Here is a 15,763-nt window from a genome sequence, read left to right as displayed (position 1 = left end):
GTGATCAAGGATCGGATTGGACTCATCGTCTATGTCAATGCGTTGAAGGCATCGCGCCAGTTACGTCGGTTCGGAAATGTCTACTTCACGTCCAAACGTGAACGATACGTCTTTTTATATGTTGATTTGGAACAACATGAACAAGCAATCGAACGGATTACGGAATTACCGTTTGTTGAGACGGTACTCCGTTCAGAACGACCGTTCATCATCGAGACCTATGCCAACAAAAAAGGCAAGATGCACGAAGAAGTCTAACTGGTAGAGCGATGAGGACATCCTCGTCGCTCTTTTTTGAAAGGAAGGAATAACATGCGCGTCATATCAGGGGAACGAAAAGGAATGCGGATCAAAGCCGTACCAGGTGACCAGACACGACCGACGACGGACAAGGTCAAGGAATCACTTTTTAATGTCATCGGACCATACTTTAATGGGGGGAAAGCACTTGATTTATTCGCTGGAAGTGGCGGGTTAGGAATCGAGGCCTTATCGCGAGGATGTGACGAGGCCGTTTTTGTCGATCAATCCTTCAAGGCCGTCCAGACGATTAAAGAAAATCTAGAAACGACCCGGCTAACGGATCGGAGCCGGGTTTTAAGAAAAGATGTGACGGTCGCACTGGCGGAACTTGCAACAGAAGAACCCTTTAAGCTGATTTTTCTTGATCCGCCGTATGCGAAGGAGCAATTAGCTGACCAGGTCGCTTACATAGAACGGCACGATATGCTGACAGATAACGGCGTCATCATCTGCGAACACGGTTCTGAGACGGAACTACCGGATCGAATAGGACGTCTGACCGTCATTAAACGACTTCGCTATTCAAACGTCATCTCGATTACATTATATGAATTTACAGAACTGGAGGAACATGTATGAAGCGGATCGCCATCTGTCCGGGGAGTTTTGACCCGATTACGAACGGACATCTTGACATCATCGAACGGGCTGCCCCTATTTTTGACGAAATCATTGTTGCGGTGCTCAATAATTCTTCGAAGCAACCTTTATTTTCCGTACGGGAACGGATGGAATTGATCTCTGAAGTGACGGAACACTTGCCACATATCAAAGTGGATTCGTTTGATGGATTGCTTGTCGATTACGCAGCTGAAGTCGGGGCAAACGTGATTGTTCGTGGCTTACGTGCTGTATCGGACTTTGAATATGAGATGCAAGTCGCTTCGATCAACAAAAAAATGAATGATCAAATTGAGACGTTGTTCATGATGACAAATAATCAATACTCCTTTTTAAGTTCGTCGATTGTCAAAGAAGCGGCAAAATACGGAGCATCGGTTGCTGGTCTGGTTCCTCCCATCGTCGAGGAAGCATTACGTCACAAGTACAGCAAAGGGGAATTGAAATGAAAGCATGGAAACCGGCCTTAGCCGCGGTGCTTGCCGCGATGATCGCTTTTTTTGTCCCGCTTCCGTATTTCATCTCTTACCCCGGGGATGCGACATCGACGGAGCAACTGATTGATGTCGAAGGGGCGACGAAAGAACCGGGTGACTTGATGATGCTGACGATTGCTCAGCGACGAGCGACTCCTTATTTTCTCGTAGAAAGCTTATTTTTACCGTTTGCAGATCGATCAAGTGTCAGTGATTATCTGTATGATGGCGAGTCGGATGCTCAGTATGAGAAGCGTCAGAAACTTTATATGGAAGAAGCCCAACATAACGCGACGATCGAAGGGTATGAATTAGCCGGCAAGCAGGCTACCGTCGATTTTAAGGGCATCTATGTGTCGGGTGTCATAGCGGACGGTCCGGCAGACGGGAAACTGAAGGCAGGCGATCAAATTACGGCTGTGGATGGTCAAACGATCAAATCATTGAGTGCTTTCATGAAAACGATTGGTACAAAAAAAGCAGGTGAACAAGTAGAAGTGACCTTCCTGCGAAACAAAAAAGAACAGCAGACGGATATTGCCGTCAATCGTTTGACGAAGGAATCAGAACGGGTTGGCCTTGGTATTTATGAACCGCTCCCGATGTCTTCCGTTAAGACGAAGCCGGAAGTGGATTTTAATGTCGAGGATGTTGGTGGACCGTCGGCTGGGATGATGTTTACGCTCGAGATCTATGATCAATTGACCGAAGGAGACTTAGCGAAAGGATACAAGATCGCGGGAACCGGAACGATTGAAGAGGACGGGAAAGTTGGACCGATTGGTGGTGCTTGGCAAAAGGTCGTCGCAGCGGATGAAGCGGACGCCGAAATCATGTTCGTCCCAGCAGGTGATAACTATAAAGAAGCCAAACCTTCTATCAAAAAAATCGAGACGAAGATGAAACTCGTCCCGATCAAAACAGTAGAAGAAGCATTGGATTATCTGGAAGCCTTACCGGAAAAGTAAGCGAAGCGACGATGTTCTGCTAATTGTTGATAACGAGCCAAGGGCACAGCATATGCTGCTGTGACTTGGCTTTCTTTGATGAGCCAAGGATGTTTTTCGAACGTCGAGATGATTGGAACCCGTTGTTTGATTTGACGTAAAGCGGTTCGACCGATCTCGTTGAACGCTAGCGGGCGAACGTAATCGATCTGATCAAACGGTAACCCATCGATTTCCCGTTTCATGGTGGAAGTCAAAAGATAAATCAGTGCCCGCTGCAAACTCGTCCGTGTATAGCGCCGTGTCTTGACGAAAGACATGAAGCCTTCGAAAGAATCGTGCCGGCGAGCACCATCAATCAACCGGGGAGCTAATGAAGCATCCATCCCATTAAATTGCGTCAAATCAGCGAGACTCGTTGTCAGGAGACGATGGCGGATGAATGGATAGTAAGTGTCGAATGAAGCAAAGACTGCGTCCTGGAGCGTCTCAGCGGTCGCTTCTGGTAATCCGATCAAGGATTGATGTTGCGTATAATACGCCCGAATGGCGGTCGCGCTCATGACGTCACCAACGGAAAGATCATGGTAACCACTCCCGATACGTTTCGTCGTATGCAACGCGATGCTTGAGGCAGCACGGGCGTAATAATAACCTAGTGTATTATTCGGTGTCGTCAGATCCAGTGTCGTCGTCATTGCCTGAAAAGCCTGACTTGCTGCTGTCGCAGACGATAACCCTTGCGCGAGCCCCTGCTGAAGTAATTCCTGGTAACGTGGATTCGCTTCGTGATTTTCAGAAGCCGCGGTAATAAATGGTGTCACTTCACCACATTCACTCCCGAATGATAAGGTGTGTGCCCCGATCGTTTCCGCAATCGTGACCCCGCCAAGTGCGAATCGATCGGCGCGCTGGACGGCGAAGTAAAACGGAAGTTCCAAAACAAGGTCGATTTCACCACTTGCGACCGCTGCTTGTGCCCGGGACCACTTGTCCGTAAAGGCGGGTTCGCCACGCTGCGTGAACGTTCCGCTCATGATGGCGACGATCAAATCGGCACCGGTTTCGTGGCGCGCGATTTTCGCTTGATACAGGTGTCCATTGTGAAACGGATTGTACTCAGAAATAATTGCAGTCATTCTCATGAAACTTTCTCCTTTGCAAACGGAATTAAGTGCGGTAATATGAATGAAGACGTCCGAAAGTGTTCGTTCTCTAGCGATTTCAGTGTAAAGAAAAAACATTGACAAAACAAGATGTCCTCTCTATAATTCATATTGTTGCAATTGAGGTGATTCGGATGAAATGGTCCCTGATGCAATTGTATAAATTGCGTAATCTGGGTCAACTTCAGGTTAACGAGACGGTTGAGCTTCCTGAGCTCATCGCCCTCCATCCGGATATCCGGGCGGTGCAACCTGTGCACATTCGTGCAAATGCATCGTTTACATCGAATCAATTAATATTCAATCTCCGGATTACAGGTGAAATGACGCTTCCGGATGCCCGGACGCTAAATGACGTCGTGTACCCGTTCGAGATTGAATCCATCGAGTCGTTCCTGCTTGAAGCGGGTGTTGTTCCGAGTGATTCGGATGACATCAACTTACCGATCGGGAATACGGTTGATCTTCGACCACTCGTGCAAGAATTGATTTTACTTCATGTGCCAGTGCAAGTGCATGGGGATGATGAAGAAAATCAGTTGGTTCAAGGGGAAGGCTGGACGGTTCTTTCAGAAGAAACGCCAGAAGAAGCTGAACCAAAAATCGATCCGCGACTTGCGGGTCTCGCTCAGTTCTTTAAAAAAGATCAGGATTCCTAATCTTTTTGTGAAGGCGAGTGTATTTTTTCAAGGAGGTGGACAACGATGGCAGTACCATTCCGCAGAACGTCGAAAACACGCAAACGTCTTCGCCGTACTCATTTCAAACTCCGTGTACCAGGTATGGTCGAGTGCCCAAACTGTGGTGAAATGAAACTTTCACACCGCGTTTGTAAAGCATGTGGCTCGTACAAAGGTAAAGAAATCATCAGCAAGTAAGCTGAATGATCGGTATAAAAGCGACCCTAGAATCGAGCAATCGGTTTGACAGGTCGCTTTTTTTGATGAGAAAAGGAGAGTTGACGGATGAGTAAAGTGGGAATTATCGGTGCAGGATCGATTGGGTTGTTAATCGCGTCCTACCTAGCAGAACAACATAGCGTGACGCTCTATACACGGCAGACGGCGGGGCACGACATCAAGATCATCCGGGATGGTCAAGCAAGTTCGCCGGTCGAAGTTCGACCACTTGATCAATTCGAGTCACAAGACTTGGTGTTCGTTACAACAAAGTCGTATGATATAAAAAGTGTGATGCCCTATCTTTTGATTGGTACGATGCCGGTCATGTTTTTACAAAATGGAATGGGGCATCTGGAACAAGCAGAACAATTGCCAAGTGCCTTATTCGGTCTCGTCGAGCATGGTGCCATGAAAACTGGTTTGTACGAGGTGCGACATACGGGGATAGGTCGAATCCGTTATGGACGGACGAGTCTCCCGATGTTGCGTGAGGGGATGTTACATTTTGAACATGTGCCGAACATCGAGCACATCATGTTGACGAAATTGTTCATGAACGCCGTCATCAATCCGCTCACGGCCTACTACCGGATTACAAATGGCCAACTGTTGGAAGAACCTTACGCGACGAAAGCACGTGGTCTCTTCGAAGAGTTACGACAGGTCTTTCCGCGCCATGACATTTCCTATGAAGAAATCGAACAGGTGATGCAACGCACACATCTGAATCGTTCATCGATGCTTCAGGATCTGGACCGCGGGCGCAGAACCGAGATTGAGCCGATTGTCGGGTATGTCCTAGCACGTGCAACCGAACCGACACCCTTACTGACTTTTTATTTTGAACAGATTAAATCTCAGGAAAAAAGAGGGGATTCGATGTGACATGGTTTATCATATTTCCAATTTTTAGTTTGGTTAGTTTGTATATTATTTTTTTGATTTTGTTTCGTCAACACGGAAAAGCGGTCCGCCTCGCACTCGATTTGGGCACATTCATCGTCCTTTATGGCATTCATGTCGCCTTGATCGCGCTGACGGGTCAAAATTACTTAGGCTGGTTATTGATTGCCGTCCTCCTCATCTTTGCGCTTAATGCCTTATGGCAACGAATCAAAAAAGTGGATGTGGATTATTTACAGATGATTCGACATAGTTGGCGGATCACGATTTTAATTGCTCTTCCCGTCCAACTGCTACTGTTTGGAATCGGGATTCGTCAACTGTTCATTCATTGATCTTGTTAGAAAGAAGGGATTTTGTTTGAAGGTACAACCATTTCACGCTTTGTATGCTGAAGATTCATTGATGCATCAGGCATCTCAACAAGAATTTTCAAAATACGTTGATCATATTGGAACAGAAGGCATGCATACACGGAGTCAACAGATACAAGACAGACAGTATCCGCATCTCAGTCTACTCGTCGATGAACTGATCCGACAAAATCCTCAACTAAACGATGAATTGAAGGAACGACTCGAACAATTGCGGACAGGAGAAGCACAAGTCGTCATCACCGGACAGCAAACGGGTATTTTTGGTGGGCCTTTGTATGCCGTCTATAAATTATTGACCTGTCTGAAGGTTGCACGCGAAACGGAAGAGTTGCTCGATCGTCCGGTTCTTCCGATTTTTTGGCTTGCAACCGAAGATCATGACTTTGATGAGATCAATCATCTGATCGTTCCGACGCACGACTATCAGACACGGAAGTTGACTGTCGCGGCACCAGACTCCATCGCACGTTCCGTCAGTCGGCTGACGTTTGATCAAGCGGCCGTCAAGGAAATCGTTCGTCAGGCATTATGTACAGAACAAGAGACACAACATACAAAAGACTTATTGGCTTTATCCGATCGGTTGATCGAGACCAGCACGACGTACGGTGGTTTTTTTGCAGCTTTCCTGGGAGAACTGGTGAATCATGACATCATCTTCTTTGATGCAGATGCTGAAGCAGTCCGGCAACTCGAGATTCCGTTTTTCGAACGATTGATTCAGGACAATGCGGATATCCGGCAAGCTTTGTCGGAAGGAATCCAACAAACGGCTGATTTACCGGACACCTTCTTAAACGAAGAAGCGGCCCATCTGTTTGTCGAAGACATCGGACGTGATTTGTTATATCCAGGGCAAGATTTTGTGACGAAACAAGGGAAAACGTATACGGAACTTGAACTATTGGCATTACTCTATGCGAGTCCGGAACGATTTTCGAACAGTGTCGTGACACGCCCGCTGATGCAGGACTACTTATTCCCGACCTTGGCTTACATCGGTGGACCGGGAGAAATTGCCTACTGGACAAGACTTCGTCCGCTCTTCCATCATTTTGATTGGACGATGCCTCTCTTGATTCCGCGTATGGGGGCCGTCATGGTCCAGGCGCGTGACGAAAAGCGATTGCAACAGCATACGTTTACCTTGGAACAAGTATTGAGTGAAGGAATACCGATCGCACCTTTTGATGCGGCAAAAATTAAACAACAGTTACATGCGTCTACACTACTGGGTGAAGTTTTGATGGAGGAAGTCGCGCAGGTCGAAAAAAACGTCTTAAACACAACATCGATTTCGGCGAAGTTAAACAAACAGCTTCAGCTTACATTCGAGACGATCATCGATCAGGAACGACGTCTTCACGAACAGGCGAACCGTTCTGATCGGGCACTGCAGTATCAATTGTCACCAGGTGGTGTACCGCAAGAACGGATTCATTCGATTTTACCTTGGTTGAATCGGTATGGGTTGGACTTGCTCCAAACCCTTCGTGTTCACTATGAGCGAACAGAAGCGGAACAATTGAAAATTTTGATCTAAACCTGCTGATTTAGCAGGTTTTTTTGTTTTTTTAACGAAAGATACACAAAAGTTCAAAAAATCAAGGAAACTGTCTCATTTTCGTAACGTTTTTAAGAAAGAATATGATACATTGAAAAAGAGTAACGTCCAGTGTGGACAGTGAAAGGTGAGGCAGCATATGTTTGAGCATGAAACAGTATTAAAATGGGAGTCCATTAAAGGGCTAAATATCGAACCTGACGGGATTTATGTCGATTGTACGTTAGGTGGAGCAGGACACAGTGAAGAGATCGTCAAACAATTGACGACAGGACATCTGTACGCGTTTGACCAAGATGATGTCGCACTGGAACATGCAGCAGAACGTCTCGCGGCGTATGAAGGTCGCTTTACATTAATAAAAAGTAATTTTGTACATTTACAAGAAGAATTAGAGGCACGTGGTGTAACGAAAGTCGATGGGATCTTGTTTGATCTAGGTGTGTCTTCTCCTCAGTTGGATGAAGGCGAACGTGGATTCAGCTACAATTTTGATGCGCGTCTTGACATGCGGATGGACCAAACGTCTTCACTTTCTGCGTACGAAGTCGTTAATGAGTGGCCGTATAATGATCTTGTCCGGATTTTGTTTACATATGGAGAAGAAAAATTCTCCAAACAGATTGCCCGCAAGATTGAAAAAGCACGTGAAGTAGGGCCAATCGAAACGACGTTTGAACTCGTCGAGTTGATCAAGGATGCGATTCCAGCCCCCGCTAGACGCAAAGGCGGACATCCTGCAAAACGAACGTTCCAAGCCATCCGGATTGCCGTGAACGATGAATTAAATGTGTTCGACCGGGCAGTCTATCAAGCAATTGATTTGTTAGCCGTTGGTGGTCGATTATGTGTCATCACGTTCCATTCACTTGAAGATCGTATGTGCAAACAGGCCTTCAAGGAAAAATCATCTTTACCTGAACTTCCACAAGGATTACCGATGATTCCAAAAGAATTCGAACCGGAATTACGTCTGGTGACAAGAAAACCGATCACAGCAGGAGATGACGAACTCGATGATAATCGACGGTCGCGTTCGGCTAAGTTGCGGATTGTTGAAAAAATGAAAGAAAGCTGAGAGGAGCATTCAAATGGCAGAACCACTTCGAAAACCGATTCAATCGGTAGAACCCGTTCGACAGCAACCGATCCAACAACCACGTAAGACGGAAGACATCGCACGTCGTGTCGCGGTCCGTCCGAAATACCGTTTGTATCCATTTGAAAAGTTTTTGTACAGTGCGATGATTGGTGGAGTCGTCCTATTTGGCAGCATGACGATTGGCGCACATAACGATGCGTATAATGTAAGCCTCGATCTTGCGAAGGAAAACCGGGTGACGCAAGAAATGAAAAAAGAAAATGAACGGCTTCAACTTGAAGTGACAAACTTAAGCTCTCCAGAACGAATTTACAAGATTGCGAAAGAACAAGGTCTTGACATGCGAAAAGGGAACATCAAGGTGATTCCTAAATGAATCCACTATCTAAATCCCGACGGAGAGTACGCTTTATCTTATGGATATTTGCTGCTCTCTTTTTGGTGTTCATTAGCCGTTTTTTATATCTATCGACGACGAAACAATTTCATGGTGAAGATATGATCGTCTACGCCGAAAAAAAACGGTGGGAAGCCCAGTCGACGTTATCAGCAGAGCGCGGAGAAATCTTTGATCGGTTAGGTTCGCCGATTGCGATCAATATTCCGTCCTATCATCTGGTCGCCGTCTATCGTCTCGGTGGGGAAAAAGATCCGGACGAGACGGTCGTTGATTTTAAAAAAACAGCGACAGGTCTTGCACCGATTCTTGGTATGCCGGTCAAGGAACTGGAAACGTACTTAATCGAGAACAAGGACCGTTCTCAAATCGAGTTCGGAAAAAAAGGGAATGATCTGACACTCGATCAAAAAGAGAAAATCGATCAACTGAAGTTACCTGGCATTCGCTTGATCGAGGAACCAAAACGGTATTATCCGAATGGGATTTTCCTGTCTGATACGTTAGGATTCGTCCAAAAGATAACAGAAGATAACGGGCGGGTCGTTTTAAAAGGTCAGATGGGGATAGAGAAGCAATATGACGAGGCCTTACGCGAAACGTTTGGATCGCGTGTGTTTGAAAAAGACCGAAGTGGCGGTGAGTTGGTTCAAGGAACTTCAAAGATTTCAAACGAACCGAAAGACGGATCAAACTTGTACTTGACGATTGATCATCGCATTCAGCAAGCACTTGAGAAACAAATGCAAAAAATGTACAACGAGTACAAACCGAAAAATGCGACCGGCATCGTCATGGATGCGAAGACCGGTGAGATTTTAGCAATGGCGGATCGTCCGTCCTTTAATCCTAATCTACGGGACATGACGGACTTTACGAACTTTGCCGTGTCCTCACGCTTCGAACCAGGATCGACGATGAAAATCTTTACGTTAGCAGCAGCAATCGATGCCGGTGTGTTCCGTCCGAATGAACCTTATAAGTCGGGGAACTACAATTACAAGGGGACGGTCATCAAGGACTATAACGATGTCGGTTGGGGAACGATTCCGATGATTGAAGGAGTCTATCATTCTTCAAACGTCATGTTCTCCATCTTGACTGCAGAAAAGCTTGGGATTGAGCGGTATAAAGAGTATTTCAAGAAGTTTCATTTTGATCAAAAGACGGGTATAGACATTTCGGGTGAAGTCAACAGTCAATCCGATTTATCCAAACCGTTAAATACGCTGATCACGTCGTGGGGGCAATCGACGGCAGTGACGCCGATGCAGATTCTCCAAGGAGCGACGGCCATTGCCGGAAACGGTGAAATGGTCAAACCACACATCATCCAAAAAGCGGATCATACCGATAAAGCGCCGTATAAAGCAAAAACGGAAGTGGTCGGAAAACCGATTTCAGCTGAAGCGGCAAAAGCGACACGAGAAGCATTAGATGGTGTCGTCAATAGTAAAATCGGGACAGGTCAGATGTATAAGTTAAAAGATTACCGTGTCATCGGAAAAACCGGGACGGCACAGATTTCAGAAAATGGGAAGTACATCCAAGGACAGTTCATTCATTCCTTCATCGGGATGGCACCAAAGGATGATCCGGAATTGATCATGTACATCGCTGTTGATCGACCATCTAAAAATGAATCCTCGGTGTCAGGTCCAAGTATCATGAGTCCGGTTTTCAAAAGTGTCATGAACACAGCACTTCAATATCGGAGCATCAAACCGGCGACTCAAAAAGAGTCCGTCGATGTCAAAGCAAAAATCATTCCGAGTTATATCGGAAAAAGTATGAATCAAGCAAAATCATTAGCAAAAGAACAAGGGGCGGTCCCAGTCCTTCTCGGTGACGGTGCTCAAGTCGTGTCGCAAATTCCGACACGTGGCCAAGAGTTCGTCAGTGGGGAACGTGTGCTACTCAAAACAGCTAATACGTTTAAGATACCCGATTTGACAGGCTGGTCACAACGTGATGTCAAAAAATTAGTCAGTTTGTATAATTTGAAGTTAGATGTGATTGGTAAAGGTTTTGTAACCAAACAATCGGCACGAACTGGTACACTAGTGAAAGAAAATGGAAAGCTGACGGTGGAACTCGCTGAACCAAAAGAGTAAGAAACGGCGGTCTCCTGATTTCTGCAGTGAAACGAGGACGGACCGGAGTCATTCGTTGACTTCTGTTCGTCCTCGTTTGCTGTAAACGAGTGGAGGAAACATTCATGGTGACAATTGCACAACTTGCACAGTGGTTAGGACTTAACGAAACAGATACACGACCGTTACGAAACTTCGCGACGGACTCAAGAAGTACGCTGACAGATGGACTGTACATTCCGATTCAAGGGGCACGCGTCGACGGACATAGGTTCATCGAGGGAGCGGTCCAACAGGGAGCAATCGCAACGTTATGGAAAAAAGGGATACCTGTTCCTCAGACGGACATCGTTGTCCTTGAAGTCGACGAACCGTTAGCAGCTTTACAGTTGATTGCGCAGCAGTATTTAAAACAGGTTGCGCCGAAAGTCATCGCGATTACCGGTTCAAACGGAAAAACGTCAACAAAAGATATGATTGAAAGTGTGTTGAAACGAACGTACCGGACACATAAGACAGCAGGGAACTTCAACTCGGACATCGGGATGCCGCTTACGATTTTGATGATGCCGCGCGATACAGAAGTCGCCGTCTTGGAGATGGGAATGAATGGATTCGGTGATATCGAATTATTGTCAAACCTTGCTGAACCGGACATCGCGCTCGTGACCAATATCGGAGAGTCGCATGCAGAACAGGTCGGGGGACGAACGGGCATCGCACAGGCGAAGTTAGAGATCCAATCGGGTTTAAAACCAGGAGGACATCTGTTCATCGATGGCGATGAACCGTTGTTGGCAGAAGCGACAGCAGAACGGATTGGATATCACCAGACGAATACGTTTGTCATTGAACAGGCAGAAGCGACGTTCATCGGAACGGCGTTTAAATTCGATGGCACGACGTTCGGCATACCGGTACTCGGAAAACACCAAGTACGCAATGCCGCCTACGCGATAGCGACGGCAAGAGCACTTGGGTTATCAGACGAAGTGATTCAAGCAGGGCTGAATGAGGTCGAGCTGACACCGATGCGGATGGAACGGTTGATGTATGGGCAAACGGCCATCATCAACGATGCCTACAACGCTAGTCCGACGTCAATGAACGCAGCAATCGAGACGATTGCTACATTGGATGGCTTTACGCATAAAGTCGTCGTCCTCGGAGATATGTATGAACTCGGACAGCAAGAACGTGTGTTACACGCATCTGTCGGGAAGAAGATTGCACTTCCTGTGTCACATGCTATTCTTGTAGGGGGGAAAGGACGTTATATCGCGGAAGGTATCGTTGATCCAACCGTTCAAGTCCAATATGCGGACACGGTCGAAGATGCGGCACGTTTACTCCATCCACTACTCGGAGATCAGACCGTCGTCTTGTTAAAAGCTTCACGCGGGCTTGCCCTTGAACAAATCTTCACATATCTAAATGAAACTTAATCCTTAAAAGTAGGTGTTTGTAATGATCGCATTATTCATCAGTTTAATCATTGCGTTTTTGGTCGTCGTACTCGTGATGCCAAAAGCGATTCCTTTTTTGCATAGTCTGAAATTCGGCCAAGAGATTCGTGAAGAAGGTCCGGATTGGCACCAAGTGAAGTCCGGTACACCAACGATGGGCGGAATCGTGATTTTACTTGCGATGATCGGAAGCCTGATCGTCTTGCTCTTGATGAGCGACTTGGACAGAAGTCATCTTTCCTTACTCTTTTTGACGCTTGCTTATGGAGCGATTGGATTTATCGATGATTATATCAAGGTCGTCAAAAAACGTAATCTAGGTTTGAATTCGAAACAAAAATTAGTCGGGCAAATCGTTGTTGGATTGTTGTTTGTCTGGTTGAGTGGCGGATTTACGAGTAACGCGACGTACTTATCGATCCCGTTTACTTCGTGGACACTTGATTTCGGACTGCTGTACCCGTTTGTAGCCTTATTCTGGCTTGTTGGGTTCTCGAATGCGGTGAATCTAACAGATGGACTGGATGGACTCGTCTCCTTTACGGCCATCCCAACGTTCTTATTCTTTGGTCTATATGGTTGGTTCATTGCAGATGAGCCAGGTGTCGCCCTGTTCGCCTTTTCAGCGGTCGGTGCTTTGATTGGTTTCTTAGTTTTTAATGTTTATCCTGCTAAAATCTTCATGGGGGATACCGGATCACTTGCATTAGGGGCGGCACTGGCCGGTCTATCGATCTTACTGAAACTAGAACTTTTGTTAGTATTGATTGGAATCGTCTTCGTCGTCGAAACATTGTCTGTCATTTTACAAGTCATCTCCTTTAAAACGACAGGGAAACGGATTTTTAAGATGAGTCCAATCCATCACCATTTTGAAATGGTTGGTTGGAGTGAATGGCGGATTGTTGGAACGTTTGCTTCCATCAGTTTTATCATGGCGTTCATCGCCTATCTGTTCGTATAACTGAAATTCGTAGTCAAGAAAGTGAGCGATTTAAAGATGAAGATTTCTGAACTGGACAAAAAAAAAGTATTGGTCCTTGGTACGGCGAAAAGCGGTATCGCAGCAGCGACGTACTTAGTCAAGACAGGAGCCGTCGTGACGGTGAATGATGGCGGAACACCTTCGGAAAACGATGTAAAGACGCTCGAAACATTAGACGTCGAGACGGTTTTTGGGAGTCATCCGTTGTCTTTACTAGAAGGAATTGAACTGATTGTGAAAAACCCGGGGATCCCTTATCAGATTCCGTTGCTCGAAGCAGCAATGGAACAAGGGATTCCGATTTGGACCGAAGTCGAATTGGCCTATCGTTCGACCGAAGCCGATTGGGTCGCGATTACCGGATCAAACGGGAAAACGACGACGACGACACTTGTCCATGAACTCTTGAAACGTGGATCTAAACGTGTTCACTTAGCAGGAAACATCGGATTTCCGGCAGTCGAAATCGCGCAACAGGCAACAGCAGGCGACCTGATCGTCATTGAGTTATCTAGTTTCCAATTGATGGGGATTGAGACGTTTAAACCAGTCAGCGCGGCATTTTTGAATCTTTCACCAGCTCATCTGGACTATCATGGAGACGTTGCTTCCTATGGAGAAGCCAAAGCCCGGATTTTTTCGAAGATGGACGCATCGGGACGTCTTGTCGTCAACGCCGACGATAAGGAAGTCATGCGTTTAAGTGAAACAGCAAAGGCGGAACGATTGACCTTTTCGCGTCAACAGAACGCTTATGCGCACGTTGAGGACGGGATGATCCTCATTGATCAGACAGCAATCCTTCCGGTCAGTGAACTGGCACTTGGAGGCGGACACAATCTAGAAAATGTCTTAGCAGCCTTAACGCTGATTGAACCGTTTGATATTTCTTTAGAAGCCGTTCAAGAGGTATTGCGGACATTTGGTGGAGTGGCTCACCGGACAGAATACATCGGCGAGTTTGTCGGACGAAAAGTCTATAATGATTCGAAGGCGACAAACAATGTGGCGACGGAAGCAGCCTTGTCTGGTTTTCAGTCACCCATCATTTGGTTGTGCGGAGGCTTGGAACGTGGCGCTGATCTGACTCCGTTAAGTAGTGCGATGACGCATGTGAAACACGTCATCGGATTAGGAGAAACGGGGCAACGGTTTGCCGACTTGGCACATGATCAAAACGTTGCTGCGACGGTCACACGGGAGATGGAAGAGGCCGTTTCGGTTGCGTTTGACGTATCGGAACCAGGTGACATCATCTTATTATCTCCAGCGTCAGCCAGTTGGGATCAATATAAAACGTATGAAGAACGTGGCGAACACTTTATCCGCTCCGTCCAAAAAACAGGAGGTGCGGCAAAATGAGGATTGTAGTTTCAGGTGGGGGTACGGGTGGACACATCTATCCAGCTTTAGCCATGATTCGGGAAATCGAACGCCGCACGACATGTGAAGTGTTGTATATCGGAACGGAAAATGGACTGGAAGCGGATATCGTCCGGCGAGCTGGGATTCCCTTTGAGGCGATTGAAATTTCAGGATTACGCCGATCGTTGTCTTTTGAGAACGTCAAAACGGGTGTTCGTTTTGTGAAAAGTGTCGTCCGTGTGCGAAAGCTTCTCCGTCAATTCAAACCGGATATCGTGGTCGGGACAGGTGGTTTCGTCTGTGGACCCGTGCTCTATACGGCAGCGAAGATGGGATATAAGACAGTTGTCCATGAACAAAACAGCCTACCGGGAATCACGAATAAGTTTTTAGCACGTTATGTCGATCGTGTTGCCTTGTCCTTCAAAGGTTCGGGTCATTACTTCGGCAAAAATGAAGCAAAAACGATGTTAATCGGAAATCCACGGGCTTCGGAAGTGGCCATACTTGAAATTGATCCCGTTGAGGAACGAAAAAAGTATGGTTTTGAAGAAGGACGTCCATTGATCGTCGTGTACGGCGGAAGCCGGGGGGCACCAGCCATCAATCAGGCTGTCGTCGAAATGATTCCGAAACTGACCGAAACGGACTGGTCGCTGTTATTCGTGACGGGTCAGGTCCATTACGAGCAGATTAAGAATCAACTCGGTGAATTACCTGAGCGAATCCAGTTACGACCGTTCATCTATGATTTACCATTGATCTTAAAAGCGAGTCAACTCGTCGTGTCACGATCCGGTGCCAGTACATTAGCGGAGCTGACGACACTGGGATTACCAAGTGTCTTGATTCCGAGCCCGTATGTGACGGAGAATCATCAAGAAGTGAATGCTTCCTCTCTTGTTGAGACAGGTGCGAGTCTATTGATTCGAGAAAACGAACTGACCGGAGACCGGTTGTTTGCCGCCTGCGCGAAGGCGATTGCCGAGCAAAAAGCGATGTCACAAGCATCCCTTGCGCTTGGTATGCCAGATGCAGCAAGTGATTTAGTTGATGAATTGTTACGGTTAATTGAGCAAAAAAATTAAACCCTTGC

The 15,763-nt window shown here is 46.6% G+C and carries 17 protein-coding genes; 16 read left to right on the top strand and 1 reads right to left on the bottom strand.

Annotated features, from left to right (window positions below):
* Genes P404_RS0102515 through P404_RS0102500 form a run of 4 tightly spaced genes read left to right on the top strand, consistent with a single transcriptional unit; the run spans position 1 to position 2,368 of the window.
* Positions 1-258, top strand: coding sequence for a YlbG family protein (locus P404_RS0102515; protein ID WP_014970781.1), 258 nt, complete (start codon positions 1-3; stop codon positions 256-258).
* A gap of 36 nt (positions 259-294) precedes the next feature.
* Entirely contained in the window at positions 295-882 is a 588-nt protein-coding gene (gene rsmD / locus P404_RS0102510; protein WP_256439779.1) for a 16S rRNA (guanine(966)-N(2))-methyltransferase RsmD, read from the top strand.
* Entirely contained in the window at positions 879-1,373 is a 495-nt protein-coding gene (gene coaD / locus P404_RS0102505) for a pantetheine-phosphate adenylyltransferase (RefSeq protein WP_026829902.1), read from the top strand. Before rsmD ends, coaD begins: the two co-directional genes overlap by 4 nt.
* Entirely contained in the window at positions 1,370-2,368 is a 999-nt protein-coding gene (locus P404_RS0102500; protein WP_026829901.1) for a SepM family pheromone-processing serine protease, read from the top strand. Before coaD ends, P404_RS0102500 begins: the two co-directional genes overlap by 4 nt.
* On the opposite strand, the gene P404_RS0102495 is transcribed toward P404_RS0102500, so the two are convergent.
* Positions 2,341-3,492, bottom strand: a complete 1,152-nt coding sequence (locus P404_RS0102495; RefSeq protein ID WP_026829900.1) for a tRNA(Met) cytidine acetate ligase — start codon at positions 3,490-3,492, stop codon at positions 2,341-2,343. The genes P404_RS0102500 and P404_RS0102495 overlap by 28 nt on opposite strands.
* Positions 3,493-3,662: 170 nt before the next feature.
* On the opposite strand from P404_RS0102495, the gene P404_RS0102490 reads away from it, so the two are divergent.
* From P404_RS0102490 to murG, 12 genes are all read left to right on the top strand, one after another.
* A complete protein-coding gene (locus tag P404_RS0102490; protein ID WP_236624251.1) occupies positions 3,663-4,172 on the top strand; it encodes a YceD family protein in 510 nt (169 codons plus the stop codon).
* A gap of 45 nt (positions 4,173-4,217) precedes the next feature.
* Positions 4,218-4,391 carry a 50S ribosomal protein L32 gene (rpmF, locus tag P404_RS18160; RefSeq protein WP_081578962.1) on the top strand — a complete coding sequence of 58 codons (174 nt, stop codon included), beginning with the start codon at positions 4,218-4,220 and terminating at the stop codon, positions 4,389-4,391.
* Positions 4,392-4,478: 87 nt separating this feature from the next.
* The gene (locus P404_RS0102485) at positions 4,479-5,300 is read left to right on the top strand and encodes a ketopantoate reductase family protein (protein WP_014970775.1); all 822 of its coding nucleotides are present in this window, start codon (positions 4,479-4,481) and stop codon (positions 5,298-5,300) included.
* Positions 5,297-5,653, top strand: a complete 357-nt coding sequence (locus tag P404_RS0102480) for a DUF3397 domain-containing protein (protein ID WP_026829899.1) — start codon at positions 5,297-5,299, stop codon at positions 5,651-5,653. Before P404_RS0102485 ends, P404_RS0102480 begins: the two co-directional genes overlap by 4 nt.
* A 25-nt stretch (positions 5,654-5,678) precedes the next feature.
* A complete protein-coding gene (bshC, locus tag P404_RS0102475) occupies positions 5,679-7,238 on the top strand; it encodes a bacillithiol biosynthesis cysteine-adding enzyme BshC (protein WP_026829898.1) in 1,560 nt (519 codons plus the stop codon).
* A gap of 160 nt (positions 7,239-7,398) precedes the next feature.
* Positions 7,399-8,337, top strand: a complete 939-nt coding sequence (gene rsmH, locus P404_RS0102470; protein ID WP_014970771.1) for a 16S rRNA (cytosine(1402)-N(4))-methyltransferase RsmH — start codon at positions 7,399-7,401, stop codon at positions 8,335-8,337.
* Positions 8,338-8,350: 13 nt separating this feature from the next.
* A complete protein-coding gene (gene ftsL, locus P404_RS0102465) occupies positions 8,351-8,737 on the top strand; it encodes a cell division protein FtsL (RefSeq protein ID WP_014970770.1) in 387 nt (128 codons plus the stop codon).
* Positions 8,734-10,872, top strand: a complete 2,139-nt coding sequence (locus P404_RS0102460) for a penicillin-binding protein (protein WP_014970769.1) — start codon at positions 8,734-8,736, stop codon at positions 10,870-10,872. The genes ftsL and P404_RS0102460 overlap by 4 nt, the downstream gene beginning before the upstream one ends.
* 104 nt (positions 10,873-10,976) lie before the next feature.
* Positions 10,977-12,296 (top strand): UDP-N-acetylmuramoyl-tripeptide--D-alanyl-D-alanine ligase, encoded by a 1,320-nt coding sequence (locus P404_RS0102455; RefSeq protein WP_034773973.1) that lies wholly within the window; start codon positions 10,977-10,979, stop codon positions 12,294-12,296.
* A 22-nt stretch (positions 12,297-12,318) separates the two neighbouring features.
* Positions 12,319-13,281 carry a phospho-N-acetylmuramoyl-pentapeptide-transferase gene (gene mraY, locus P404_RS0102450; protein WP_026829896.1) on the top strand — a complete coding sequence of 321 codons (963 nt, stop codon included), beginning with the start codon at positions 12,319-12,321 and terminating at the stop codon, positions 13,279-13,281.
* 36 nt (positions 13,282-13,317) lie between these two features.
* Positions 13,318-14,664: a UDP-N-acetylmuramoyl-L-alanine--D-glutamate ligase gene (gene murD, locus P404_RS0102445; protein WP_026829895.1), complete on the top strand. Its 1,347-nt coding sequence runs from the start codon at positions 13,318-13,320 to the stop codon at positions 14,662-14,664.
* Positions 14,661-15,755 (top strand): undecaprenyldiphospho-muramoylpentapeptide beta-N-acetylglucosaminyltransferase, encoded by a 1,095-nt coding sequence (gene murG, locus P404_RS0102440; protein ID WP_014970765.1) that lies wholly within the window; start codon positions 14,661-14,663, stop codon positions 15,753-15,755. The genes murD and murG overlap by 4 nt, the downstream gene beginning before the upstream one ends.
* The last annotated feature ends 8 nt before the right edge of the window (positions 15,756-15,763 follow it).

This window comes from Exiguobacterium antarcticum DSM 14480, assembly GCF_000685865.1.
Classification (GTDB): domain Bacteria; phylum Bacillota; class Bacilli; order Exiguobacteriales; family Exiguobacteriaceae; genus Exiguobacterium_A; species Exiguobacterium_A antarcticum.
The sequence above is the reverse complement of the archived record's forward strand: the minus strand, read 5'-3'. Positions and strand labels throughout refer to the sequence as shown.